This is a genomic window from Phenylobacterium sp., from assembly GCF_036402295.1.
Classification (GTDB): Bacteria; Pseudomonadota; Alphaproteobacteria; order Caulobacterales; family Caulobacteraceae; genus Phenylobacterium.
In genome coordinates this window covers 1-24,222 of record NZ_DASWTE010000052.1, presented here as the reverse complement: position 1 = coordinate 24,222, position 24,222 = coordinate 1, and the positions used below count along the sequence as shown (strand labels likewise).

Annotated in this window: 22 protein-coding genes and 1 tRNA gene; 6 read left to right on the top strand and 17 right to left on the bottom strand. The window is 69.7% G+C overall.

Annotated features, from left to right (window positions below):
- Positions 1 to 363: hypothetical protein (locus VGD44_RS03185; RefSeq protein WP_331083792.1), on the top strand; the 363-nt coding region annotated here is incomplete at its 5' end.
- Between the two features lie 687 nt (positions 364 to 1,050).
- On the opposite strand, the gene VGD44_RS03180 is transcribed toward VGD44_RS03185, so the two are convergent.
- The 4 genes from VGD44_RS03180 to VGD44_RS03165 form a co-directional block, all read right to left on the bottom strand.
- Positions 1,051 to 1,140 (bottom strand) — tRNA-Ser (locus VGD44_RS03180).
- Between the two features lie 50 nt (positions 1,141 to 1,190).
- The gene (locus VGD44_RS03175) at positions 1,191 to 1,592 is read right to left on the bottom strand and encodes a TadE/TadG family type IV pilus assembly protein (protein WP_331083790.1); all 402 of its coding nucleotides are present in this window, start codon (positions 1,590 to 1,592) and stop codon (positions 1,191 to 1,193) included.
- Positions 1,589 to 2,125, bottom strand: a complete 537-nt coding sequence (locus tag VGD44_RS03170) for a TadE/TadG family type IV pilus assembly protein (RefSeq protein WP_331083789.1) — start codon at positions 2,123 to 2,125, stop codon at positions 1,589 to 1,591. The genes VGD44_RS03175 and VGD44_RS03170 overlap by 4 nt, the downstream gene beginning before the upstream one ends.
- Positions 2,122 to 3,450: a pilus assembly protein TadG-related protein gene (locus tag VGD44_RS03165; RefSeq protein ID WP_331083787.1), complete on the bottom strand. Its 1,329-nt coding sequence runs from the start codon at positions 3,448 to 3,450 to the stop codon at positions 2,122 to 2,124. The genes VGD44_RS03170 and VGD44_RS03165 overlap by 4 nt, the downstream gene beginning before the upstream one ends.
- A gap of 177 nt (positions 3,451 to 3,627) precedes the next feature.
- Between VGD44_RS03165 and VGD44_RS03160 the strand changes: the two genes are divergently transcribed.
- The gene (locus VGD44_RS03160; protein ID WP_331083785.1) at positions 3,628 to 3,852 is read left to right on the top strand and encodes a sulfurtransferase TusA family protein; all 225 of its coding nucleotides are present in this window, start codon (positions 3,628 to 3,630) and stop codon (positions 3,850 to 3,852) included.
- Here VGD44_RS03160 and VGD44_RS03155 read toward each other — a convergent pair.
- The 3 genes from VGD44_RS03155 to VGD44_RS03145 all read right to left on the bottom strand — a co-directional run bounded on the left by VGD44_RS03155 (position 3,849) and on the right by VGD44_RS03145 (position 7,144).
- Positions 3,849 to 4,766 carry a YihY/virulence factor BrkB family protein gene (locus VGD44_RS03155; RefSeq protein WP_331083784.1) on the bottom strand — a complete coding sequence of 306 codons (918 nt, stop codon included), beginning with the start codon at positions 4,764 to 4,766 and terminating at the stop codon, positions 3,849 to 3,851. The genes VGD44_RS03160 and VGD44_RS03155 overlap by 4 nt on opposite strands.
- Positions 4,767 to 4,998: 232 nt before the next feature.
- Positions 4,999 to 6,129 carry a CaiB/BaiF CoA-transferase family protein gene (locus VGD44_RS03150; RefSeq protein ID WP_331083782.1) on the bottom strand — a complete coding sequence of 377 codons (1,131 nt, stop codon included), beginning with the start codon at positions 6,127 to 6,129 and terminating at the stop codon, positions 4,999 to 5,001.
- A 250-nt stretch (positions 6,130 to 6,379) separates the two neighbouring features.
- Positions 6,380 to 7,144 carry an SDR family NAD(P)-dependent oxidoreductase gene (locus tag VGD44_RS03145; protein ID WP_331083780.1) on the bottom strand — a complete coding sequence of 255 codons (765 nt, stop codon included), beginning with the start codon at positions 7,142 to 7,144 and terminating at the stop codon, positions 6,380 to 6,382.
- A 117-nt stretch (positions 7,145 to 7,261) separates the two neighbouring features.
- On the opposite strand from VGD44_RS03145, the gene VGD44_RS03140 reads away from it, so the two are divergent.
- Positions 7,262 to 8,593 (top strand): diguanylate cyclase domain-containing protein, encoded by a 1,332-nt coding sequence (locus VGD44_RS03140; protein ID WP_331083778.1) that lies wholly within the window; start codon positions 7,262 to 7,264, stop codon positions 8,591 to 8,593.
- Between the two features lie 80 nt (positions 8,594 to 8,673).
- Here the strand turns inward: VGD44_RS03140 and VGD44_RS03135 are convergent, their stop codons facing one another.
- The 4 genes from VGD44_RS03135 to VGD44_RS03120 are packed head-to-tail and all read right to left on the bottom strand — an operon-like array spanning position 8,674 to position 13,732.
- Entirely contained in the window at positions 8,674 to 9,063 is a 390-nt protein-coding gene (locus tag VGD44_RS03135; protein ID WP_331083776.1) for a hypothetical protein, read from the bottom strand.
- A gap of 20 nt (positions 9,064 to 9,083) precedes the next feature.
- Positions 9,084 to 12,530, bottom strand: a complete 3,447-nt coding sequence (mfd, locus tag VGD44_RS03130; protein WP_331083794.1) for a transcription-repair coupling factor — start codon at positions 12,528 to 12,530, stop codon at positions 9,084 to 9,086.
- A 28-nt stretch (positions 12,531 to 12,558) separates the two neighbouring features.
- Positions 12,559 to 12,855 (bottom strand): succinate dehydrogenase assembly factor 2, encoded by a 297-nt coding sequence (locus VGD44_RS03125; protein ID WP_331083774.1) that lies wholly within the window; start codon positions 12,853 to 12,855, stop codon positions 12,559 to 12,561.
- A gap of 52 nt (positions 12,856 to 12,907) precedes the next feature.
- Positions 12,908 to 13,732: a SurA N-terminal domain-containing protein gene (locus VGD44_RS03120; protein ID WP_331083772.1), complete on the bottom strand. Its 825-nt coding sequence runs from the start codon at positions 13,730 to 13,732 to the stop codon at positions 12,908 to 12,910.
- Between the two features lie 88 nt (positions 13,733 to 13,820).
- On the opposite strand from VGD44_RS03120, the gene recG reads away from it, so the two are divergent.
- Entirely contained in the window at positions 13,821 to 15,896 is a 2,076-nt protein-coding gene (recG, locus tag VGD44_RS03115) for an ATP-dependent DNA helicase RecG (RefSeq protein WP_331083770.1), read from the top strand.
- A gap of 65 nt (positions 15,897 to 15,961) precedes the next feature.
- Entirely contained in the window at positions 15,962 to 16,312 is a 351-nt protein-coding gene (locus tag VGD44_RS03110; protein WP_331083768.1) for a YciI family protein, read from the top strand.
- A 1-nt stretch (position 16,313) separates the two neighbouring features.
- On the opposite strand, the gene VGD44_RS03105 is transcribed toward VGD44_RS03110, so the two are convergent.
- The 6 genes from VGD44_RS03105 to kdsA are packed head-to-tail and all read right to left on the bottom strand — an operon-like array spanning position 16,314 to position 22,952.
- Positions 16,314 to 17,402, bottom strand: coding sequence for a M14 family metallopeptidase (locus VGD44_RS03105; protein WP_331083766.1), 1,089 nt, complete (start codon positions 17,400 to 17,402; stop codon positions 16,314 to 16,316).
- A complete protein-coding gene (locus VGD44_RS03100) occupies positions 17,402 to 18,394 on the bottom strand; it encodes an NADP-dependent oxidoreductase (protein WP_331083764.1) in 993 nt (330 codons plus the stop codon). Before VGD44_RS03100 ends, VGD44_RS03105 begins: the two co-directional genes overlap by 1 nt.
- A 52-nt stretch (positions 18,395 to 18,446) precedes the next feature.
- Positions 18,447 to 19,574: a DUF3089 domain-containing protein gene (locus VGD44_RS03095; protein WP_331083762.1), complete on the bottom strand. Its 1,128-nt coding sequence runs from the start codon at positions 19,572 to 19,574 to the stop codon at positions 18,447 to 18,449.
- A gap of 27 nt (positions 19,575 to 19,601) precedes the next feature.
- The gene (rfaD, locus tag VGD44_RS03090; protein ID WP_331083760.1) at positions 19,602 to 20,600 is read right to left on the bottom strand and encodes an ADP-glyceromanno-heptose 6-epimerase; all 999 of its coding nucleotides are present in this window, start codon (positions 20,598 to 20,600) and stop codon (positions 19,602 to 19,604) included.
- The gene (gene rfaE2 / locus VGD44_RS03085; RefSeq protein ID WP_331083758.1) at positions 20,597 to 22,051 is read right to left on the bottom strand and encodes a D-glycero-beta-D-manno-heptose 1-phosphate adenylyltransferase; all 1,455 of its coding nucleotides are present in this window, start codon (positions 22,049 to 22,051) and stop codon (positions 20,597 to 20,599) included. The genes rfaD and rfaE2 overlap by 4 nt, the downstream gene beginning before the upstream one ends.
- A 31-nt stretch (positions 22,052 to 22,082) precedes the next feature.
- Positions 22,083 to 22,952: a 3-deoxy-8-phosphooctulonate synthase gene (gene kdsA / locus VGD44_RS03080; protein WP_331083756.1), complete on the bottom strand. Its 870-nt coding sequence runs from the start codon at positions 22,950 to 22,952 to the stop codon at positions 22,083 to 22,085.
- Between the two features lie 174 nt (positions 22,953 to 23,126).
- Here kdsA and VGD44_RS03075 point away from each other — a divergent pair.
- A partial coding sequence (locus VGD44_RS03075; protein ID WP_331083754.1) for a cyclopropane-fatty-acyl-phospholipid synthase family protein occupies positions 23,127 to 24,222 on the top strand: 1,096 nt, incomplete at its 3' end.

Genomic DNA, 24,222 nt, shown 5'->3' with positions numbered 1-24,222 from the left:
GACGCGCCGGAATATCTGCCGCGCGGCGTAGCGGTCCCGGATGTGAACGACGTCAAGTGGCTCGTGCCGCGCTGGCGAGCTCTCCCTCGCGGTTCTGCGATCGATGTGAAGACCCCTGGCCCGGTCACGATTGGGCGTGCCGCCTTCCCAATCTGGCAGGTCACCAGAGACGGTCGCGCCATCCCGTCCCGCGGGCCGCTGATCACCTTCGACGGCGCGCCCGGCCGGTATCGGGTGGAGCGAGTCACGCTGTGGCAGGAGTGGCTCGGGGCGCTGATCAGCCTTACGGCGCTCGCAAGCCTAGTTGCGGCGATCACGCGCGAAATCCGAACTGCTAAAAGGCTTGAGCGCCCTTCGAACTGATCTTCGCGGTTCCCGTCGCGCTTTACGTGGCTGGCATCATCGTGAGCAGCCTGCTCGTCGCCTACCGTGACATGCCCAAGAACCACGCCACCGGGACCATGGCGATTGCCGTGCTCTGGCCTATGGCTATCGTGGTCGGCATCCTCGCCCTGCCCTTCCTGTTTGCTGGCTGGCAGGGAGCGTCAGGAGCGCGGGAAAGCGGCCGTGGGCGGGGTGAACCCGGCGTCCGAGCCGTACCGCGCATGGCCCTTGGTCCACCGAACCTCGTCGAGCCATCCGTTGAGCACTCGGTTCAGGGCGGCTCTGGTGTAGTACCCTAAGTAATGCGCCCGGGTCATGCTGTCTCGCCCACCACTGTCCGATCCACCTGGGCGCCGGTCAACGCGGCGAGGCGACAACGCACTGGCGCAAGCTCGATGACCGGCTTCGCCGTGGCGTGGGCAATCCGTGTCCGCTGGTGCTAATCGGGCTGCCCGACACCATCGTCACTTTCCACGAGGGCAAGGCTGCACTGGTGGAGGTCGAGCGCGCCGAAGCCGATGCCGAAGGGGAAACGCCGACGTAGACCGGGAGGGCGGCTGTCGGGCAGCAGAAGAACTAAACTCGAACCCTGCCGCGCCAGAAGTGGGGCCGCAAGTGGGGCCGTCGTTGTGATACGGAAATTAATCAAAGAAAATCAATGCGTCCTGGCGGATGGGGTGGGATTCGAACCCACGGTGGGCTTTCACCCACGCTGGTTTTCAAGACCAGTGCCTTAAACCACTCGGCCACCCATCCGGAGGGCGGCTTCTAGCAGGCAGGCCGGGGTCGCGAAACCTGCGGGGTCGCTAGGTGACGTCTTCCGCCGGGAAGCAGGACGTGGCCGAAAGCGGGACGCTCATGTTGGAGAGCCCGATCCGCCACGTGTAGGTCACGAGGGCGGTGACGCGGCGGCCGCAGCCCTCGACCGAGGCGATGAACTGCGGCGTCGTGCTCCCGCCGGTGAACCGCCCCGCGGCGTAGTTCTGCGCGGCGGTAGCGGAATTGCACGTCGTCTTGTTGACCGCATAGCACCGCGCGGCCTCCTCGACGGCGAAGTGCATGCTGTTGATGATCTGGATCATATGCGAGCCGCTGATGCAGCCCACGATGAGCATGATCGCGAACGGCAGCACGAGAGCCAGCTCGACGGCGGCGGCGCCGCTGTTGTCCCGCCGCCACCGGCGGATCGTGGTCGGAAGAGGGATCATTTGACGCGCATCCAGGCCGTGCGGGTGATGGTCTCAGGGAACCGCGCCACGATCGTGAGACCCGGGAAAATGGGCTCGAATTCGCTCGTCACGCGAACGCGCACATAGAGGGCGGGCGGGCCACTCGGCAGGCCCTCGTCGTCGCAGTCCGAGGGCGCTTCTTCCGTGGCGGTCGCAACCATCTGCAGCGTTCTTTGGCCGGTGACGCAATACCAGCCCTCTTCCAGAGCGCCGTCCAGTTGCACCTGGTTGCCCAGCGAGGTGGCCTTGGTCGCGATCTCGACGGCCGCCGTCACGCCCGCGCATTCGCTCGTCACGGGCGTGTCGCCCGGTTCGCAGTGCACGAGCGTCGCCTGCGCGCCGGCCTGGCTCGCCGACGTCACCTGCATCGTGGTGTAGGCGTAGCGGCCGACCTCGATGACGTTGAACAGGCACGCGAGGATCACGGTGCCCACCAAAGCGGTCTCGACCGCGGCGACGCCTCGTTCGTCGCGGCCGAGCCTTTGGAGGAGAGTGGCGATCCGGCGGATCACGAGACGAGCTCACCGCGGGTCGGGACGTCGGCGTGGGGCAGTTCCAGGCCGGCCTCGTCGCACTCGCCGTGGGAGAGGATGCTGCCGGTGCCGTTGATGGTCACGTTGTCGACCACCAGGCCGAAGCAGGACTTGCCGTAGCTCGACTTGTTCACAGCGCCCGAGAAGGTGACGCTGGCCTTGGGCAGATAGACCAGGCCCGTGATCGACCAGGTCGGCTGGTTGCCGGCTTCCTTTATGTCGACCCCGCCGGTCAGGCTGGGATGCTGGTACATCGCCACGCCCTTCCAGGGGCCGGTCGTCGGCGCCTGGTAGTCGAACGTGCCGGTGCCGATGGGGGCGTGCGAGCGGCTGTTGTCGTCGCCCGTGAAGATGACGGTGAGCGCTGACCCGTTCTGGGTCTTCAGCGTGTGCCCGTTGAGGTCCAGGCTGCCGTTGCGGATCAGCAGGACCGAGCCTGCGCTGCCGCTGGCGATGGTCAAGTCAGACGACAGTTGCACGTCGCCGCACATCGGAATGAGCGTGCGGGTTTCCGTACCGCCGAGCACGTTGCCGGGCGGAAGCGCCGTATCGTGCTTCTTCTTGGGCGCCACCGGATAGCCGGGGCAGTTCTGCGCCGGGATGTTCGACGTCAAGCCTGAGTAGGGGTCGGCGAGCTTGTCGACGTTGGACGTCTTCTTCTTGCCGCAGCCGTCGTTCGTGCCGAACGCATCGCCGTACTCGGCCTTCAGGTCGTGGCCGTTGCACTGGGCGTTGCTGTTGGACATCACGCTGCAGCCTGTGAGGTCGGCCTTGGGCGCGCCGTTCGTGCGGAGCGCTTCAGGGTCGCCGCTGCTGGCCAGCGCAAGGACGCAATACTCGCGCGGAGCCAGGCCCTGGATCGCCACCGCCTTGGCCGTGATCAGCTTGGCCGGGTTGCCGTTGACCGTCCCCTCACCGTCATAGCCGGTGACCTGGGCGAGGATCATCGGCTGAAGTCGGCTGATCGTGACGGCGTAGCACTTGGGGCTGCCGTCGGGGCACGGGGCGTTGTTGACCGCCGTGACCGTGACGCCGTCGACGCCGTCTTGGTAGCCGTAGCGGGCGGCCACGGCCTTCGCCTCGTCGGCGTAGGACGAGGAGTCGGCGTTCGTCGCCGCTGCGATCGCCGCGGAGTCCGCTGCATTCTGAAGCGCGCGCTTGCCGTTGTACCAGGAGGCGGTTTCGGCCCCCAAGCCAAGGAAGCCCACGAGCACGGGCATCGAAAGCGCCGCGACGGTGCTGATGTTGCCGCGCCGATCGATGGCGAAGGTCGTGAAGAGCGATTTGACGTTTTTGGTCAGCATGCTTCGGGTCCTCTCGAAGTCAAGACGACCATGGCCAAGTGCGCTTAATAGCGCGCTGAGAAGATTGGTTACTTGTCCCCTTAGCCCTAACGGCGAAGGCGCCATGGCGGTGCGGCGGACCCGCTCCGAACCGCGCCGCGCTTGGGTCCTCCCCTGCCCTGGTGTATGCGCCGCGGCATGACGGAGATCCTGGTCGATGCCCGCGGGCACCGCTGCCCTGTGCCCACCCTGCGCCTGCGCCGCGCGCTGGAGGCGGCGCCGGCCGGCGCGAAGGTGCGCCTGCTGGCCGACGACCCGCTGGCCCGGATCGACGTGCCGCACTTCGCCGCCGAGGTGGGCGCCGAGGTTCTGGAGCGGTCCGAGGACGGACTGGCCCTGAGCTTCCTGGTCGCCAAGCCCTAGGAAGACTGCTCAGACGCCAACGGGACCCGCCGCGCGTGCATGGCGAGCTCGGCCTCCGTGGCCAGCGCGCCACCGAAGAAGACGGCGTTCACGTTCCACGACAGCCAGATCAGGAAGATCACGACGGTCGCGACCGACCCATAGGTGGCGCCGAGCTGGACGATCTGCTCGACGTAGAAGCCCAGCGCCCACGAGGCGAAGATGCAGAGCGCGGCCGCCATGGCTCCGCCCAGGATCGAGGCGCGCCAATCGACGGGTTCGCGCGACATGGCCCACCGGTAGATCAGCGCCATGCCCAGCGTCATGCCGGTGCTGGCCCAGGTCCATTCGCTGTAGAGCCACAGCGTCCCACGCAGGGGCCGCAGCTCGAAGGTCTCGCCCAGGATCCGGAAGGTGAAGAAGACCGCCGAGAGCGCGCCCAGGGCGGCCATGGCGGCGATCAGCACGGCGAGCGCCAGAAGATTGAACCCCACGAAGCCGCGCGGCTTGTCCTCGTCGTGGATGAACGACAGACCCGCCAGCAGCGCCTTGAAGCCCCGGTGAGCCGCGTACCCGCCGATGAGCAGGGCTATGCCGCTCTGCACCGAGATGGCGGTAGGCGGCGCCGTCGACAGGCGGACGAGCTCGCTCTGGAGTATGAGGCGCGCGGCGTCGGGCATGACCTGGGCTACCGCCTCGCCCTGCTGCGCCACGACGGCGGGGTCCGACAGGACGCTGTAGAGGCCCATGACGATGGCGATGGCCGGGAAGATCGCCAGCATGACGAAGAACGAGACGCCCCCGTTGTAGAGCATGACGTCGCGGCCCCAGAGCCGGGTCAGGGCCTTGCCCAGCACGATCAGGCTGACCCGGGCGGCCATGACGGGGTCGAAGTCCCGGGCCCGGAGGCGGGTGATCAGCTTCGGAAGTCTCATTCGGGCGGGAAATCTGGGCCGACTCGGCCGCTAGGGGGCCGCCCCATACCATAACGGCGCGCCACCCGGGTTAGTAGGTAGCGCGCCGCCGATGGGCGTGTCGTTCCATCCGGGTCGTCCGCCGCTTCGAGGGACGGGAGAGCGCGACGTCCGATCCGAGCGCCAATTTGCGCGCGCGCGGCTGAACCCAACCTGAACGACGCCTTCAGATAAGCGCCTGTTATGCCTCAGCTTAGGCGAGCGCCCCTGCCGAGCGCAGCGCACCGATCTCGCCGTCCGAGAATCCCCAGTCGCTGAGCGCCTCCTGGTCGTGCGCGCCGATCGCCGGCGGCGGGCCTTGGATCGCCCCCGGCGTGGCCGAAAAGCGGGGCGCGGGCGCGGGCTGGGTCACGCCGGCCACCTCGACGAATGTCTGGCGCGCGGCGTTGTGCGGATGCTTCGGCGCCTCGTCGAGGTCGAGGATCGGGGCGAAGCAGACGTCGGTGCCGCCCATGATCTCAGTCCACTCGTCGCGGGTCTTCTGGGCGATCACGTGGGCCAGCTTTTCGCGCAGGTCGGGCCAGATGGCCCGGTCGTGCTGGCGCTGGAAGTCGGGGTCGTTGATTCCGGTCTTCTCGAGCAGCAGCGCGTAGAACTGCGGCTCGATCGAGCCGATCGAGACCCACTTGCCGTCGCTGCACTGGTAGGTGTCGTAGAAGTGGGCGCCGCCGTCGAGCAGGTTCTTGCGCCGCTCCTCCTTCCAGATCCCAGCGCCCTTCATGCCGTAGAACATGGCCATCAGCGAGGCCGCGCCATCGCTCATGGCGCAGTCGACGACCTGGCCCCTGCCGGTCTCGCGGGCCTGGATCACGCCGGCCAGCAGTCCGAACGCGAGGTAGAGGGCCCCGCCCCCGAAGTCGCCGACCAGGTTCAGCGGCGGGACCGGCTTGTCTTCCGTACCGATGGCGTGCAGCGCGCCGGTGATGGCGATGTAGTTCATGTCGTGGCCAGCGGCGTGCGCCCAAGGGCCGGTCTGGCCCCAGCCGGTCATCCGGCCGAACACCAGCTTGGGATTGCGCTTCAGCGCCACGTCGGGACCGAGGCCCAGGCGCTCCATCACGCCCGGCCGGAAGCCCTCGATGATGGCGTCCGCGCCCTCCATCAGTTTCAGGCAGGCCTCGACCGCCTCGGGCGTCTTGAGGTCCAGGGCCACCGAGCGGCGGCCGCGGCCAGTGACGTCGGTGGGCGCGCCGCGCCCCTGCCCTTTGCGGTCCACCCGCACCACGTCGGCGCCCAGATCTGACAGGAGCATGCCGCAGAACGGGCCGGGCCCGATCCCGGCGAACTCCACCACCTTGAGGCCGGAGAGCGGACCCTGACGCATGCTATTCCTCCTGATCTTGCCGGCGATCTAAGCCCGTTGCCGTCCGGTCAGCCAACACCGTAGGTCCGGGGGCCGCCCGCGACCCTGGACAAGCCGGGCGGGACGCTTCGGCGTCGACGACCTGGACGCCTTCTACGCGGCGCAGTCGGCGGCAGGCCTCGAGTTTCCTGCAGCCCCCGACCCTGCAGCACGGGACGTGGATCGCAGCGCTAAGGGATTGTGAGGGCGCGGAAATCCGCGTCTCGGGCCCCTAGCCGCCGCCCGGAAGCGACTGACCGTCGTCGATGGTGATCACGCTGCCGGTGATCGCCCGCGCCGCCGGACCCGCCAGCATCAGGAAGGCCTCATCCAGGTCGGTCGCGTCCATCAGGCGGCGACGCGGGAAGCCCTTGAGCTGCTTCTGCCCCCCTTCGGTGGGCCACCAGGCGTCGTTGATCGCAGTCTGGATGTAGCCGGGGCACAGGGCGTTTACGGCCAGGCCCTTTCGCGCCCACTCGCGCGCCAGGTTGCGGGTCAGCATCGCCACCGCCGCCTTCGAGCCGCAGTAGGCCGACAGCCCCGGCAGGACGGTGTGGCTGGCGATCGAGGCGATGTTGACGATTCGCCCCTCGATTCCCGCGGCGATCATCCGCTTGGCGGCCTCGCGGGCGGCGAAGAAGGTCCCGCGGACGTTGACCGCGAACGCCGCGTCGAAGTCCTCGATGGAGAGGTCCAGCGCCAGCCCCTCGCCGCCGACGCCTGCGTTGTTGATGAGGATGCTGACCGGTCCGAGCGCCTCGGCCGCCTGGTCCAGCGACGGCCCGATCGCCGCGGCGTCCGCCACGTCCAGGGGCAACGCCACCGCCTTGCCGCCTCCGGTGCGGATCTCTTCCGCCAGAGCCTCGATCTTGTCGACGCGCCGGGCGGTGATGGCCACGGATGCGCCGTGGCGCGCCAGCAGCCGGGCGAAATGCGCGCCCAGTCCGCCGCTCGCGCCGGTGATGAACGCGACGCCTCCTGTCAGATCCCCAGTCAAGCCCAACCTCCCCGTGCGACAAGAAACCCTTCTGCAACCTGCCCCAGGGTATGGGAAGACCTTCCGGCCGTTTGCGATTCCATTCTCTGGATCGCGAGGGTGCAATTGGATGGGGAAATGACGGCAGGGATCCAAGCGCGAGTGCTGATCGTCGCGCGGGACGATTCCGCTGCCGGCCCCCTTGCCGAGGGGCTCGACCGGCTGGGCTGGCGCACGGTCACCGCGCGCAGTGAGGCGGCCGCCTGCGTGGCCCTCGCAGACCTCCAGATCCAGGCCGCCATCGTCGACCTCTCCGGCCTCGACGGCGAAGCCGAGGGCGTCGCCGAGCGGCTGCGCGCGGCCTGTGCGCCCCGCTGCCTCCCGGTTATGGCGATGGGCGCGCCCGATCCCTTCCAGCGCGATCGTGGCTTCGATCTCACCCTCGCCGGCCCGCTGCATCCCGCCCAGGCGGCGATGCGCCTGGAGACGCTGGTTCGCACCTCCGTGGCGGAAGAGGAGTTCGAGGTCCGGGTCGAGACGTTCTCTGAGCGCGGCCACACCCTGGACGCCCCGACCAGCGACCCGACGCCCTACCGGGTCCTGGCCATCGGCGAGCCGGCCCCGCAGTTCCTGGCGCTATCCAACGCCCTGTCGCGCAACGGCGCCGAGGTGGTGGGCGCGTTCACGGCCTTTACAGCCTTCGACTATCTGCACGAGCGGCCATTCGACTCGGTGGTGCTCTGGGCCGGCGACAATCCGCACGAGGCCCTGTCCATCGCCGCGGGCCTGCGGCGCAACACGCGCCTCTACCACACGCCCGCCCTGCTCTATATGCGCGCCGAATCGGCGGTGACGGCCTCGGAGGCCTATCACCGCGGCATCTCCGACGTGGCCTCGCCCGAGACGCCGGAAAGCGAGACCGCCTTGCGCGTCGTCGAGCTGGCGCGGGCCTATCGCCGGCAGAAGTCCATCCGCTCCGCGCTCGAGCAAGCCCGCGGCTCGGGCCTTATGGATGCGGCCACCGGCCTCTTCACCCGGGACCTGTTCGCCGGCCACCTGATGCGCCTGGCCCGCAGCGCCCGCGAGCGCAACCGGGCGCTCAGCGTCTGCATGCTGAAGGTCGCCGAGAAGCCCGATCTCAAGCAGCCCCGCGCCGGCGGCTGGGTCGCACGTGCGGTGCCGCAGATCGGCTCGATGATCGGCCGCCTCGTCCGCGTCGAGGACACCGCCGCCCGTCTGGCTCCCGAGGTCTTCGCGCTGGCGCTGCCGGCCACGCCGCTGAACGCCGCCCGCGCCGCCGGCGAGCGGATCGCCGCGGTCATCGGCTGCACGGCCTTCGAGGCCGGCCAGGGCGCCACGCCTTTCGTGGTCGAGTTCGACCTGGGCGTCGCCGAGGTCGCCTCGCCCGAGAGCGTTGGCTACGCGCTCGAGCAGGCCGCCGCCATGGCGCACGCTCGCAAGGCCAGCTAGCGGCCCACACCCCGCGGCGCTGGCGACTTCATCGCCTGGAGCGCGCGGCTTTTCGCTCCCAAGCCCGTTACGGCAGCGCGCTACTTCTTGGCTGGCGCCAGCGCCGGAGCCGCTGCCGGACGCGCCGAGGCGGCGAGCCGCTGGTTCACGGCCTGGAGTTCCTTGCCCCGGGCGTTCAGCTCGGCGGCGCAGCGGGCGAGCTCGGTCTGCGCCACCTGGGCCTGGAGCTTGGGGGCTTCGGTTCGCATCAGGCCCTCGATCCGCGCCGTCGGGCCGCGCGCGCTCAGCCGGCCGAGGTAGAAGAAGATTCCCTTGGCCGCCTGGTCCTGCTGTTTGGGGTCACGCGAGATGAACTGCAGGACCATCAGGCAGCGGGCGTCGGCCTGGTCCGGCGTCAAAGGCTGCGCCTTCGCGGGCCCGAGCCCGGTCAGGGCGAGGGCAGCGGCCAGGATGGGGGCGGCGTGACGCATCGAAGAACTCCTCTTGAGATCTATGCCGCGAGCTTGGCGAGCTCGGCCAGCACCTTCTCGGCGGCGTCCAGGCGCTGCTTGGGGGTTTCCCATTCGCCCTTCACGACCACCCTATTGTCGGGCCGGATTTTCCAGGCGACCTGGTTCTTCGCCACGAAGCCGACCAGGTTGCCGGGGTTCTTGAAGAAGTCGTTCCGGAAGCTGACCACAGCGCCCTTGGGCCCCACGTCGATCTTCGACACGTTGGCTTCGCGGCACAGGCCCTTGATGGCGACCACCTTCAAGAGCTGGTCGGCCTCGGGCGGGAGCGGACCGAAGCGGTCGATGAGTTCGGCGGCCAGGGCCTCGCGGTCCTGCGCCTTCTCGGCGTCGGAGATGCGGCGGTAGAGCGCCAGGCGCACGTTCAGGTCCGGCACGTACTCGTCCGGGATGAGCACTGCCGCCCCCGTGTTGATCTGCGGCGACCAGCCCCGGTCGGCCACTTCCTCGGCCCCGGCGCGGGCGCGCAGCTCGTTCACGGCGTCCTCCAGCATCTGCTGGTAGAGTTCGACGCCGATCTCCTTGATGTGGCCCGACTGCTCTTCGCCCAGCAGGTTGCCGCCACCGCGGATGTCGAGGTCGTGGCTGGCGAGCTGGAAACCGGCGCCCAGGCTGTCCAGCGACTGCAGGACCTTCAGCCGCTTCTCGGCGGAGAGGGTGATCTGCCGCTCGGCCGGCGTCGTCAGGTAGGCGTAGGCCCGCGCCTTCGACCGCCCCACCCGGCCGCGCAGCTGGTACATCTGCGACAGGCCGAACATGTCGGCTCGGTGGATGATCATGGTGTTGGCGGTCGGGATGTCGAGGCCGCTCTCCACGATGGTGGTCGACAGGAGCACGTCGTATTGGCCGTCGTAGAAGGCGGTCATCACCTCCTCGAGCTGGGTCGGGGCCATCTGGCCGTGGCCCACCACGAACTTCACCTCGGGCGTCTGTTCGCGCAGGTACCGCTCCAGCTCGGGCAGGTCCCTGATGCGCGGCGCGACGAAGTACGACTGGCCGCCCCGATACTTCTCGCGCAGCAGCGCCTCGCGGACGACGACCGGATCCCACGGCGTGATGTAGGTCCGCACCGCCAGGCGGTCGATCGGCGGCGTGGCGATAATCGACATCTCGCGGATGCCCGACAGCGACATCTGCAGCGTCCGCGGGATCGGCGTGGCGGTGAGCGTCAGCATGTGCACGTCGGCGCGAAGCTCCTTGAGCTTCTCCTTGTGCTTGACCCCGAAGTGCTGCTCCTCGTCGACGATCACGAGGCCCAGGTTTTTGAAGCTGACCTGCTTCGACAGCACCGCGTGGGTGCCGACGACGATCTCCACCTCGCCCTTCGCCAGGCCGTCGCGCGTCTCGGCGGCTTCCTTGGACGGCACCAGGCGCGACAGGCGGCGCACGCGCACCGGCCAGCCCTCGAACCGCTCGGAGAAGGTCTTGTAGTGCTGGCGGGCCAGCAGCGTCGTGGGCGCGACGATCGCCACTTGCTGGCCGCCCATGGCCACCACGAAGGCGGCGCGCAGCGCCACCTCGGTCTTGCCGAAGCCCACGTCGCCGCAGATCAGCCGGTCCATCGGCTTGCCGGCGCCGAGGTCCTCCAGGACATCACCGATGGCGTTGAGCTGGTCCTCGGTCTCCTCGTATGGGAACCGGGCGCAGAACTCGTCGAATAGGCCGCTGGGCGGATCCATGGCCTCGGTGACCTTGGTAGCGCGCTCGGCGGCGATGCGGATCAGGCCGTCGGCCATCTCGCGCAGGCGCTCCTTGGCCCGCGCCTTCCGCGCCTGCCACGCCGCCCCGCCCAGGCGGTCGAGTTGCACGCCTTCGCTGTCGGCGCCGTAGCGGGTCAGGAGGTCGATGTTCTCGACCGGCAGGTACAGCTTGGCCTCGCCGCCGTACTGCAGTTCCAGCGTGTCGTGCGGCGCGCCCTGGACGTCGAGGGTCTTCAGGCCCTCGTAGCGGGCTATGCCGTGGTCGATGTGGACGACGAGGTCGCCGGGCGTGAGCGCCGAGGCCTCGGCGAGGAAGTTGGAGGCTCGGCGGCGCTTGCGCGGTCGGGCCAGCCGGTCGCCCAGGATGTCGGTCTCGGAGATCACCGCCAGGGCGTCGGTCTCGAAACCGGCGTCCAGCGGCAGCACGACCCGCTGCGGCTTCTTCGGGTCGGCGGCCCTGGCCGCGTCCCAGTACGGCGCCAGCGGCAGGCTCTTCAGGCCGTGGTCGGCCAGCATGTGGCTCAGACGGTCCGACGAGCCGTCCGACCAGGAGGCGAACAGCACGCGCTTGCCACTCGCCGCGAGCTTGTTCGCGTGATCGACGGTCGCCTCGAAGAGGTTGACGCTGTCCAGCTTGCGTTCGGCCGAGAAGTTGCGGCCGGCCCGAGCGCCCATGTCGATCACGGCCTCGCCCTCGGCCTCGTTGAAGGCGGAGAAGCGCCGCGTCGGGCGCACCTTGAGCTGCTCGTCCCATTCGGCGGCGTCGAGGTACAGGCGCGTGGGCTCCAGCGGGTGGTAGTGGACCCTCCGCTCGGTGTTGGATCGGGCCTCATAGGCGTCCTCCACCATCGCCAGCCGCTCGTCGCGGGCGTCGCGGGCCAGGTGGTCGAGGGCGATGGCGGTATCGGTCGGCAGGTAGTCGAAGAGCGTAGCCAGGTCCGGGTAGAAGAGCGGCAGGTAGTGCTCCATGCCGGCGCGCCGGCCGCCCTCGGAGATCGTCGCGTACAGCGGGTCGTCGCCCGGCGCGCCGAACGCTTCAAGGTAGCCGGTGCGGAAGCGGCTGATGGCCTCCTTGTCGAGCAGCGCCTCGCTGACCGGCAGGAGCGCCACGTCCCTCAGCTGCCTGGTCGACCGCTGAGTCTCGGGATCGAAGGCGCGGATGCTCTCCAGCGTGTCGCCGAACAGGTCCAGGCGCACCGGCTCGTCGGCCGACGACGGGAAGACGTCGATCACCCCGCCCCGGATCGCGAACTCACCCTTCTCCGAGACGGTGGAAGCCCGGCTGTAGCCGTTGACCGCGAAATAGCGCTCGACCTCAGCGATATCCACCGAGTTGCCCACCGTGGCCGCGTAGCTGGCGCGCTTGATCGCGGCCTTGGGTGGCACGCGCTGGACCAGCCCCGGCACGGTCGTGACCAGCAGGCGCGGCTTGTCGTCGAGGCCCTGGGCCAGCCGCGAGAGCGTCGCCATCCGCTGCGCCGCGACCGCCGCCGAGGGTCCAATCCGGTCGTAGGGCAGGCAGTCCCACGCAGGGAACGTCATGACCTCGACGCCCTGGGCGAAGAAGCCGAACGCGTCGACGAAGGCCGAGAGCCGCGCGGCGTCGCGGGCGACGAAGACCGACAGGCCTTTGCGGGCCTTGATCATTTCGGCCATCACCAGCGCGTCGAAGCCCTCCGGCGCGCCCACCAGATCCAGCCGGCCGGGATCGCTGGCCACGCGGCGCATCAGGGCCGGGCCGGACGGACGTGCGTCGTCAGCCATTCGCCGTGCCCCGGGGCGTGATGTTCTTGTGCGCCTCGTCGCGGAACGCCTTGAGCCGGTCCATCAACGGTCCGTCGAACTCAGCCGGCGTCGGCGAGCGTTCGAGAATCCAGCCGTAGAGATCCTGGTCCGGCTGCTCGAGCAGCTCCTCGAACCAGTCGAGCTCAGCGTCGCTGAATGTCGAGACGTGCTGGTCCGCGAACGGCCCCAGAATGAGGTCCGCTTCCCTGAAGCCGCGCCGCCATGCGCGCAGCTTCAGTTTCTTGAGCCGTGCTTCGTCGGTACTCATTCGAAGACGAGGGCATATAGGGCCCGCGCGCTCGGTACGCCAGCAGAACCGCTCAGGCGGCGGGCTTCTTCGCGGCCGGCGGCTCGAAGCCCTTGCCGTACGTGACCTTTTCGGCCTTCAGCTTGTCGAGGCGTTCGCGCAGCGCCTTGGCGCGGCGCTGGCCGAGCAACAGCTCCTTGGCGACGGCCTGGGCCTTCTCGCCGGTCAGCGGCTGGACCGTGGAGTCGCGCACGCGGTTGACCGTGAAGCCGCCGGCGTCGGGCAGCACGAACGGCTCGCCCGGCGGCAACTTCTCGATGGCGGCCGAGAGCTGCGGCTCGCCTCGGAGCGTGTCGAGGGACTGGAGGCTGCGCCGATAGTCGATCCGGCGCGCCTTGAGGACGGCCTCGACCTCTTCCAGCGTCTTCGTGGGCTTCAGGGCCTCGATCAGCTCGGGCGTCCGCTGGGCGGTCACGGACAGCTGGTCGATCAGATAGCCCGTGCGCCGCTCGAACATCTGCGGATGTTCGCGCACGAACGCGTCGACCTCGGCCTTGGTCGGCTCGGGAACCGCACTCAGCAGGTTGCGGCGGACGAGCCCCGCTTCGAACGACTCGATGGAGGCGGCCTTGAGCACGATAGCCTCGGGCGCCTTGTCCAGCTTCTCGTTGCGCGCAGCCTGGGCCAGCACCTTGCGGGCGATGATCTCCTCGAGCGCCGCCTGCCGAAGCTTGGGATCGGCGGGATCGCGCGCTCCGGCCAGCTTCAGCTCGGTATCCAGCTGGGCGTTGGTGATCTTCTCGCCGCCGACCCGTGCGGCCACGTCCTTGCCGGTGTCTCCGCTGCAGCCCGCCACCAGCACGACGGCCATCGCCGCCGCCCATGTCCCTGCACGCATCCTCTTCCCCAACTGAATTGGCCCCGCCGGAATCCCGGCTCGTGACGCCATGATGCGCGGCCTTCCGGCCGAAGGCTATGGTGCACGCATGCGGCCGGAGATTCTGTTCCCGCTCTATGCCCCGATCACCTCGTTGAAGGGGGTCGGTCCCCGCGTGGCTCCACTGCTGGAACGCGTGGCGGGCCCGCTTGTGCGCGACGTCCTGTGGCTCCGCCCGCACTCGATCGTCCGGCGCACCCGCGCCCGGCTCGACCAGGCGGTCGACGGCCAGGTGATGACCTTCGAGGTGACGATCCAGGACTACCAGCGTCCCCGCACGTCGGCCCAGCCGTGGCGCGTGCAGGCGGCCGACGACACCGGCCTTATCATGCTCGTCTTCTTCGGCCGCTTCGGCGATTCGCTGCAGCAGCGCCATCCGGTCGGGGCGCGCCGGCTCGTCTCCGGCAAGGTCGAGGAGAGCAAGTTCGGCCGCCAGATGGTCCACCCGGACTACATCGTCGCCCCGGACAAGGCCGACGAGATTCCCGAGATCGAAGCCGTCTATCCCGCGACGGAGGGTCTTGTGCCCCGGCGGGTCCGCGGGTTCGCCCACGATGCGCTCGAGCGCACGCCCGAGCTGCCGGAGTGGCAGGACCCGGCGTTCCTGGCCCGCGAGGGGTTCCCGCCCTGGCGCGAGGCTCTCGCTCGCACACACAACCCGGAGGGCGACGCCGACCTTTCGCCGCTCAGCCCCCACCGACGCCGCCTCGCCTACGACGAGCTCCTGGCCCATCAGCTCGCCATGGCCCAGCGCAAGGCCGCCCGCCGGCGCGAGGCGGCCGCGAAGATCCCGGCGGGCGAACTGGCGGGCAAGGTCCGCGCGGACCTGCCTTTCGCCCTCACCGGCGCCCAGGAGCGGGCGCTGGCCGACGTCCGGGCCGACTTCGGGGCCGGCGAGCGGATGAGCCGGCTGGTCCAGGGCGACGTGGGCTCGGGCAAGACCGTCGTGGCGATGCTGGCCATGGCCGACGTGGCCGAGGCCGGCGGTCAGAGCGCGTTGATGGCGCCCACCGAGATCCTGGCCCGCCAGCACTACGAGACCATCTCGGGCCCCCTCGCCGACCACGGTCTGAGCGTCGTCCTGCTGACCGGACGCGACAAGGGCGCGGCCCGGGCCGAGAAATTGCGCGCCCTGGCGTCCGGCGCAGCGCAGGTGGCGGTGGGCACGCACGCGCTCTTCCAGGACGAAGTCGCCTTCCAGCGGCTGCAGCTGGTGGTCATCGACGAGCAGCACCGCTTCGGCGTGGCCGAGCGCCAGCGGCTGCAGGCCAAGGGCGACGCGGTCCACCTGATCGCCATGTCGGCCACGCCGATCCCGCGGACGCTGGAGCTCACCATGTACGGCGACCTCGACGTCAGCCGCATCGACGAGAAGCCGCCCGGCCGCACGCCCGTGGCGACGCGGGCCGTGCCGATGCCGCGGCTGGACGAGATCGTCGGCCGCCTGCGGGACGCGGTGGCCGGGGGCGCTCAGGCGTTCTGGATCTGCCCGCTCGTCTCGGAGTCCGAGGTCAGCGACCTGGCGGCAGCGGAGATGCGTGCGATCGCGCTCCGCAAGACAATCGGGCCCGGGGTGGGGCTCGTCCACGGCAAGCTGTCGGGGCCCGAGAAGGACGCCGTCATGGCCGATTTCGCCGACGGCCAGCTCTCGGTGCTGGTGGCGACCACGGTCGTCGAGGTAGGCGTCAACGTGCCCAACGCCACCATCATGGTCATCGAGCAGGCCGAACGCTTCGGCCTGGCCCAGCTGCACCAGCTGCGCGGCCGCGTCGGTCGGGGCCGGCGCGAGAGCGCCTGCGTCCTGCTCTACGATCCGCCGCTCAGCGAGACCGCCCAGCAGCGCCTGGACATCCTGCGCCGAACCGACGACGGCTTCGTCATCGCCGAGAAGGACCTGGAGCTTCGCGGCGGCGGCGACGCCCTGGGCCTGCGCCAGAGCGGCCTGCCCGACTACGTCTTCGCCGACCCCTTCCTTCATCGCGACCTGATCGCCATCGCCGGCGACGACGCCCGCCTCGTGGTTGCGCGCGACCCTGAGCTCAAATCGGAGCGAGGCCGGGCGCTGCAGGTTCTGTCGGAGCTGTTCGACTGGAAGGCGGGCCTGGCGCTGCGCGACGCGGGCTGACGAAAATGTCGGGTTCGGCCGGCGCCGTTCGACCTTAGGCGGAACCGCGCCGGAAGGAGCCTGCCATGAAGTACATCTGCCTCGTCTACGCCGAACCCGGCGCACTCTCGGACCTGAGTCCCGACGAACAGGCGACGCTGGACCGCGATTCGCTCGCCTACGACGAACGGCTCCAGCAGAAGGGCCACTTCATCGCGGCGTCCGCGCTGCAGGGCGTGAAGACTGCCCGCACTGTCCGCGTCCGCCGCGGCAAGTCGCTTGTCACGGATGGGCCGTTCGCCGAGACCAAGGAAGTCCTCTGCGGCTTCATCTTCATCGAGGCCCCAGATGCGGAGGAGGCCCTGCGCATCGCGGAAGGCATCCCGATGGCCCGGTACGGCTCGATCGAGGTGCGGCCGGAGCTGGACTTTGGCTGACCTACCCCGTCGCCCGCGCCAGGCCGGCAAGCGCCTGGCGGACCGCAATGAGGGACTGGCCCAGCACCATGCCCCGCCAGACGTCGGTGTCGACGTAGAAGGCGTCACGGACCTGCGCCTTGATCGCCTGCCCCTCGGGGCTCAGCGGATCGCCGTGCGCGTGCAGCCAGTTGTCGGCCCGCAGGGCCTCCAGCACCTTGCCGCTCTCGACCGTGCCGTACTCCAGGGCTATGGCCGTGACCTCGGCGTGGGACAACAGCCCGGGCGCCGCGTCCAGCCAGTCGCCGGCCAGCTTCGCCGATACCGACTCGCCGCCGCTCTGGCTGGCCACCGCCAGGCCGTGCCAGGTCGCCGCGCGCCGGTACTCGCCGGTGTCGGGCATGGCGCTCACGATCTGCTCGGCGTAGCCCTCGGGGCCTAGGCCGGTGTGGTAGTCGATGAACCCGATGTGCCCGGCCGCCGACAGCCGCTCGCGGAAAATCGACGTCAGCGTGCGTCGCGACCAGGTTTCGCCGACCCCGCCGTAGAAGATCCCGTCGGCATGCCGATACTGGCCGCCCGACATCGCCTGGATCAGCGCCGGAAAGCCGTGCTCGCGGGCATAGGCCAACAGGATCGCCCGCGACTGCGCCCGCGCCTCTTCGGTCCAGGTCAGCGGCTTCGCGGCGGCGGCCAGCTGATCGTAAGCCGGGTTCTCGGGCAGCGGCCGGGTGAAGTCGATGAAGTTGCGGTTCAGGTCGACGTTTTCGTGCGTCACCCGTCGGCTCCAGGCGAAGCCGTAGGGATTGATCGCATGGACCAGCATCACGGAGACGTTCGCCGCCCGCCGCGCCGCCTCCCCACGCCGCAGCCAGTCCACCTGGGCGCCGGAACCACAGTGCCCCTCGACGCCGTGCGTGCCCGACACCAGGACCAGCACGCCTGCGGCGTCAGCGGGGCCGATCCAGGCCACATCGGTCGCCAACTCGCCGCCGTCCGGCCCCCGTTCGGGATGCGTATAGGTCGACAGAGAGGCGCCGGCCGCGTTTGCCGCGTCCAGGAACTTCGTGCGCGCCTCCGCGTAGGTGGCGCTGAACGGCGTCTCGGCCACTAGACCCGAACCATCCGCTTGCCGCGGTTCTCGCCGGCCAGCAGGCCGATCAGGGCCTGGGGCAAGTTCTCCAGGCCGTCGATCACGTCCTCCTGCACCTTCAGCTGCCCCGAGGCGACCCAGGCCTGCAGGTCGGAGAGCGCCTTGTCGTTCTGGGCGGCGAAATCCATCACCACGAAGCCGCGCAAGGTCAGCCGCTTGGTGACGATCAGGCCCGGGATGCCTCGCGGTCCGTGTGGCGGCGGCGCGCCGTCATACTGCGAAAGCGCCCCGCAGCAGGCGATGCGGCCGTGGTTCTTCATGGCGAACAGACAGGCCTCGAACACGTCGCCCCCGGTGTTGTCGAAGTAGACGTCGATACCGTCCGGGACCGCCTCGCGGAGGCGCCGCTTGAACTCGGCCGACTTGTAGTCGACAGCCGCGTCGAACCCGAGCTCCTCGGTCAGCCAGCGGCCCTTCTCCTCGCCGCCGGCGATGCCCACGACGCGGCAGCCCTTGATCTTCGCGATCTGCCCCACGATCGAGCCCACCGATCCGGCGGCCGCGGAAACGACGACCGTGTCGCCCGCTTTCGGCTGCCCGCATTCCAGGAGGCCGAAGTAGGCCGTGAGCCCCGCGATGCCATAGACGCTGAGCAGGTGCGTCTCGGGCTTCAGGTCCGGGAGCTTCGAGAGATGCTTGCCGGGCAGCGTCGCGTACTCCTGCCAGCCCGCGTCGGCGAAGACGAGGTCGCCGGGCTTCAGGTGGCCGACGTTGGATTCCACCACCTCGGAGAGGCCGCCGCCGGCCATCACCTGACCGCCCTGGAGCGCCGAGCGGTAGGTCGCGCCCTGCATCCAGGCGCGGTTGGCGGCGTCGAGGGAGATATAGCGGCTGCGCAGCAGCACCTCGCCCTCGCCCGGCGACGGCGTCTCGCCCTCGGTCAGCCGGAAGTGCTCGGGCGTCAGCTTGCCCTGGGGAATCTGGTCGAGGACGATCTGGCGGTTGGTCATGGCGTCGGCTCCCTCTCGTTGCCGAAACGATGAGCCCTCGCCGGCCGGCGGGTCAATCGGCGACGGGCGGCGCGGTCCGCTTCAGCAGCGCCGCCAGGCGGGCCGAGGCGTCCGCCTCGAGGTCGGCGTAGAACAGGTTGTAGGCGGCCGCCTTGCGCCGGTCGCTCCAGGACCCGGACGGCCTCAGGGTCGAGGACTTGGGGCGCGAGACCCGCAGCACCCCTTTTTCGCATCGGGCCGAGACCTGCCGGGTCAGGAAGGCGGGCCGCGCCCCCCATTCCAGGCCCGTGGCGTTGGCCGCGCCCTGGCTCAACCGCGCGGGGGCCTCCGCCTCGGTGACCGCGCCCAGCAGCGGATTGAAGCACAGCGGCGTTCGCCCGTGGAGGTTCTCCAGCTGACCGGCGCCGTCCCAGACCAGCGACCGGTCGAGTATGGCCTGGGCGCGCTCCGGATCGCGCTCGAAGGCCGACGCCCAGGCGGCGAGGCAACCCGGCTCGCCCGGCCTGCGGCAGGGCGTCAGCGGCGGGGCGTCGGCCGGGGTGACGGTCTCGACCAGATAGGCGGCCGCCAGTCGCTGCATGCGCTCGGCATCGGGGACGATCTCGTCGGTCAGCAGTCGCGCGGCCAGAGTGCCGCCCTGCTCGACGCCTACGATGATGAAGGGCCGGCCCTGGTTGTAGTTGTCGAGATAGAACTGGAAGGCCGCCGCCACGTCGGCATAGGCGAAGCGCCGGGCCTCCTTGGCGTCCTCGCGCAGGGTCATCAGGCTGTAGAGGCTGGCCTGGCGGTAGCGCGGGGCGAAGATACGGCCCACGCGGACGAACGGCCCGGCATAGTTCGGGGCCATCGCCCGCCGGAACAGCCGGTCGGCCCTGGGATCGTCCGCCGGGGCGTTCCAATGCCGCCCGCCGTCGTAGGTCGTTGGGCCGACGAAGAAGATGTCCGCCTTCGGCTCGGCCGCCGTCGGGGCCTCCGGCGCGGTGGGCGCGAGCGCCCAGCCCGAGCGGTTGGCGTAGTCTGGCGCCGGCGGCGGATCGTAGGTCTGGAACGGTTCCTTGGGGTCGAGCGCCGTGCGCAGCATGTCGTCGCGCCAGACGAAGCCGGCGGCCGCCAGCAGGGCCGCGACCAGCACGGCCGTCGCGGCGACCAGGCGCTTGAACCCCTTGGGACGCCCCGTCACGCCTCGGACTCCACGCCGGCGAGGGGGCTAGCGATAGTGATCCGGCTGCGAGAGATAGGCTCCCACATAGTCCGCCACCCCCTCTTCCAGGCCGGTCATCGGCTGGTTGTAACCGGCCGCGCGCAGGCGCTCCATGTGCGCCTGGGTGAAGTACTGATACTTGTCACGGATCGCCGGCGGCATGGGCGTGAATTCGATCTGCGCCGGGCGGCCGGCGGCGGCGAACACGGCCTTGGCCAGATCCTCGAAGGTCCGCGCCGTGCCCGAGCCCAGATTGTAGATGCCGTTCACCTGCTCGTTCTTGGACAACCAGGCGATCACGTCGGCGACGTCGCGCACATAGACGAAATCGCGCATCTGGCCGCCGTCGGGCACCCCGTCGCGATAGGATTTGAAGAGCTGCACCGAATGTCCGTCGCGGACCTGGGGCCAGATCTGCGAGGCCACCGACTTCATCGAGTGCTTGTGCTCCTCGTTCGGCCCATAGACGTTGAAGAACTTCAGTCCGACCCATTGCGGGGGCGCATAGGCCCTGGCCGCCTGCCGCGCGGCGAAAAGGTCGAACAGCGCCTTGGACCAGCCGTAGGTGTTCAGCGGGCGCAGGGCGGCCAGCGAATCCACGTCGTCATGGTCCTGGAAGTCGGCCACGTCGCCGTAGGTGGCCGCCGACGAGGCGTAGATCAGCTTGCGCTGCCGGTCGGCGCACCAGCGGAAGAGGTCGCGGCTGAGGGTGAAGTTGGTGTGGATGATCTTGTCGGCGTCCGGCTCGGTCGTCGAGGACACCGCGCCCATATGGACCACCAGCTCCACGTCGCGCCAGCGCCGCTCCAGCCAGTCGAACATCGCGTCGGGGGCTACGAAGTCGCCGATCGGAGCCTTGGCGATGTTGCGCCATTTGCCGAGCTCGGCCTCGTGCAGCCGGTCGCAGACGACCACGTCGAGGCTGGTGTCCTCGGCCAGCTTGGCGACGATGTTGGAGCCGATGAAGCCGGCCCCGCCGGTGACGAAGACGATCCGCCGGGTCATGCCTTCTCCTGCATCCGCGCGATGGCCGCCGAGGTCGAAAAGCCCTGGACGATCTCGGCGAGCTTCACCTCGCCGCCCCAGGATCGCACTTCGCGCGCACCGACCACCTGGTCTTCGGAATAGTCCGCGCCTTTGATCAGCACGTCGGGCCGCGCCGCCTCGATCAGCGCCATGGGGGTATCCTCGTCGAACGGAACCACCAGGTCCACCGAACCCAGCCCCGCCAGCACCATGGCCCGGCTCTCCAGTTCGTTGACCGGGCGGCCCTCGCCCTTCAGCGCGCGCACGGACCGGTCGGAGTTCAGGCCGACGATCAGCCGGTCGCACCAACTGCGCGCCTGGGCCAGATAGGTGACGTGGCCGCGGTGCAGGATGTCGAAGCAGCCGTTGGTGAAACCCACCTTCAACCCCTTGGCCCGCCAGCGCGCGACCTCCTCGACCATGCGCTCGGGCGTGACGATCTTGGCCTCGGCCGGCGCCATGTGGGCGGTCAGCGCGGCCTCGACCAGCTCCTGCGGCGAGACTACGGCGGTGCCGGGTTTTCCGACCGCGACGCCCGAGGCGAGCATGGCGAAGGCCACGGCGTCCTCGATCCGGGCCTTGGCGGCCAGGGCCAGCCCCAGCGCCGCCAGGGTCGTGTCGCCGGCGCCCGAGGCGTCGAACACCTCGCGCGGCACGCCCGGGAAGTGGCGCACCGCCTCGCCGCGCACGGCCAGCGAAATGCCCTTGGCCGCCCGGGTGACCAGGATCGCCCTGGCCTGGCAAAGGCCCAGGGCGTGCAACAGCGCGGCCTCGACCTCGTCGTCGGTGGAGGTCGGCATGTCGGTGGCGTGGGCCAGCTCGGCCGCGTTCGGCTTGACCAGGTCGACCGCGCCATAGCGGGCGAAGCTGCGGGCCTTGGAATCGACGATGATCATCGCCCCGGCGTCGCGGCAGGCCTCGACCACCGCCTGCGTCACCACGCCCTTGCCGTAGTCGGACAGCAGGATCGCGCCCACGCCGGCAGCCACGTCGCGGATCGTGCGCACCAGGCGCTGCTCGCAGTCGCCGGCCACCGGGCCGCTGGTCTCCATGTCCACGCGCAGCAGCTGCTGGCCGCCCGACACGAACCGGGTCTTCAGCGTCGTCGGCCGGCTGGGATCGGTGAGGACGAAGCCCTCGACGCCCGGCTCGGCGGCCACCAGCCGCAGCGCCTCATGGCCCTCGGCGTCGCCGCCGATCACTCCGATCAGCGCCGCCTCCCCGCCCAGGGCGGCGGCGTTGCGCGCCACGTTGCCGGCGGCGCCCAGCATGACCAGCTCGCGCTTGCGGGCCAGAACCGGGATCGGCGCTTCGGGAGAGACCCGGGTGACGTCGCCATAGACGAAGCGGTCGACCATCAGGTCGCCGACGCAGGCGATCCGGGCGCCGGCGACGGCGCTGAGCAGCTTCTGGAGGGCGGCGAGGTCCATGGCTAGGCCATGCTGCCAGTCGCCGGCCGGGTCAAGCCGCCTGGGCGCGCCGCTTGGCGAGCGCGTCATAGTCCAGAAGCTCCTGCACCAGCCCTTCGAACTGGCTCATCGGCACCATGTTCGGCCCGTCGGAGGGGGCGTTGTCGGGATCGGGGTGGGTCTCCATGAACACCGCCGCGACGCCGACCGCCACCGCGGCCCGCGCCAGCACCGGCACGAATTCGCGCTGGCCGCCGGAGGTGGTTCCCTGCCCGCCCGGCTGCTGCACCGAGTGGGTGGCGTCGAACACCACGGGGCAGCCGAACTCGGCCATGATCGGCAGGGCGCGCATGTCGCTGACCAGGGTGTTGTAGCCGAAGCTCGCCCCGCGCTCGCAGACCATCACATTGGGATTGCCGGTGCTCAGCACCTTGTCGACCACGTTCTTCATGTCCCAGGGCGCGAGGAACTGGCCCTTCTTGACGTTGACCGCCTTGCCCGTACGTCCCGCGGCCAGCAGCAAGTCGGTCTGGCGCGACAGGAAGGCCGGAATCTGCAGCACGTCCACGACTTCCGCCGCCTGCGCGCACTGGTCGATCTCGTGCACGTCGGTGATCACCGGCAGGCCCGTCGCCTCGCGGATCTCGGCGAAGATGGGCAGGGCCTGGCCAAGGCCCAGCCCCCTGGCCGTGGCGCCCGAAGAGCGGTTCGCCTTGTCGAAGGATGTCTTGTAGATCAGGCCGACATCGAGGCGATCGGCCATCTCCTTCAGCGCATGCGCGGTCTCGAGCGCATGGTCGCGGCTTTCCAGCTGGCAAGGGCCGGCGATGATCGACAGCCGCTCGCGATTGCCGATCCGTACCGGCCGGCCGCCGGGGGCTGCGACTTCGATGACGGCGTTGGGCTTGGTCACGGGCTTCACTCTCGCGCGGGGATCTGGCGCCTAAGTGGCGCGCCGCGACCGGCTTCACAAGCGTCAATTGGCTCCCCACCTGATTGCAAAAGGCAAGGGGGCGTGAACCGGGAAGGCTCGGCTGCTACTGGCCGAGCCCGAAAAATCGATGTTATGCTCGGCAATAAATCGAGGGTTGCGACCATGATCCTGGCGCATCAATCGTCGCTGGCGGCCCTGGCCGCATCGCCGCGCGAGTTCCGCCGCCTGCCGGAGCTGGCCGGCGCGCCCGCGGCCTTCCGCTCGGTGGCCCGGCTGATGGCCCGCAACTGGATGGTCGGCGAGCTCACCTTCGTGCTGCCCTCCGGCCGCGAACTGAAGCTCGAAGGCGCCGAGCCCGGCGTCGACGCCCGGATCATCGTGCACGACTTTCGCTTCATGCGCCGCGTGGTCGTCGCCGGCGACATCGGTTTCGCCGAGGGTTACATGGCCGGCGAGTGGGACACGCCCGACCTGCCGGCCGTCCTGCAGGCGATGAGCCTCAACTTCGAGCGGATCGCCAAGGTGGTGGTCGGCAACCCCGTCATCCGGGCCCTGAACCGCATCGGCCACGCGCTCAACGCCAATACGCGAAACGGCTCGCGCAAGAACATCCACGCCCATTACGACCTCGGAAACGCCTTCTATTCGCGCTGGCTGGACCGGACGATGACCTATTCGTCCGCCCGCTTCGCCGCGCCGGACCAGCCGCTGGACCGCGCGCAGACCGAGAAATACCGCACGCTGGCAGAGGGCATGGACCTGCGCTCCGGCCAGTCGGTCCTCGAGATCGGCTGCGGCTGGGGCGGCTTCGCCGAGTTCGCGGCCAGGGAGGTCGGCGCCAAGGTCACCGGCATCACCATCTCGCAGGAGCAGTTCGACTTCGCTCGAAAGCGGATGTTCGAGCAGGGCCTGACCGAGAAGGCCGAGATCAGGCTGGTGGACTACCGCGACGTCGGCGGCCAGTTCGACCGCGTCGCCTCGATCGAGATGTTCGAAGCCGTGGGCGAGCGCTACTGGCCGGCCTATTTCGACAAGATCCGCCAGGTGCTGACCCCCGGCGGCCGTGCGGGCCTGCAGATCATCACCATCCGCGACGAGTTCTTCGCCTCGTACCGACGGCGCGCCGACTTCATCCAGAAGTACATCTTCCCTGGCGGGATGCTGCCGTCCGAGGCGCGGCTGAAGGCCGAGACCGACCGGGCTGGCCTGTCATGGTCGGGCATCGCGCGCTTCGGCCAGGATTACGCCGACACCCTGG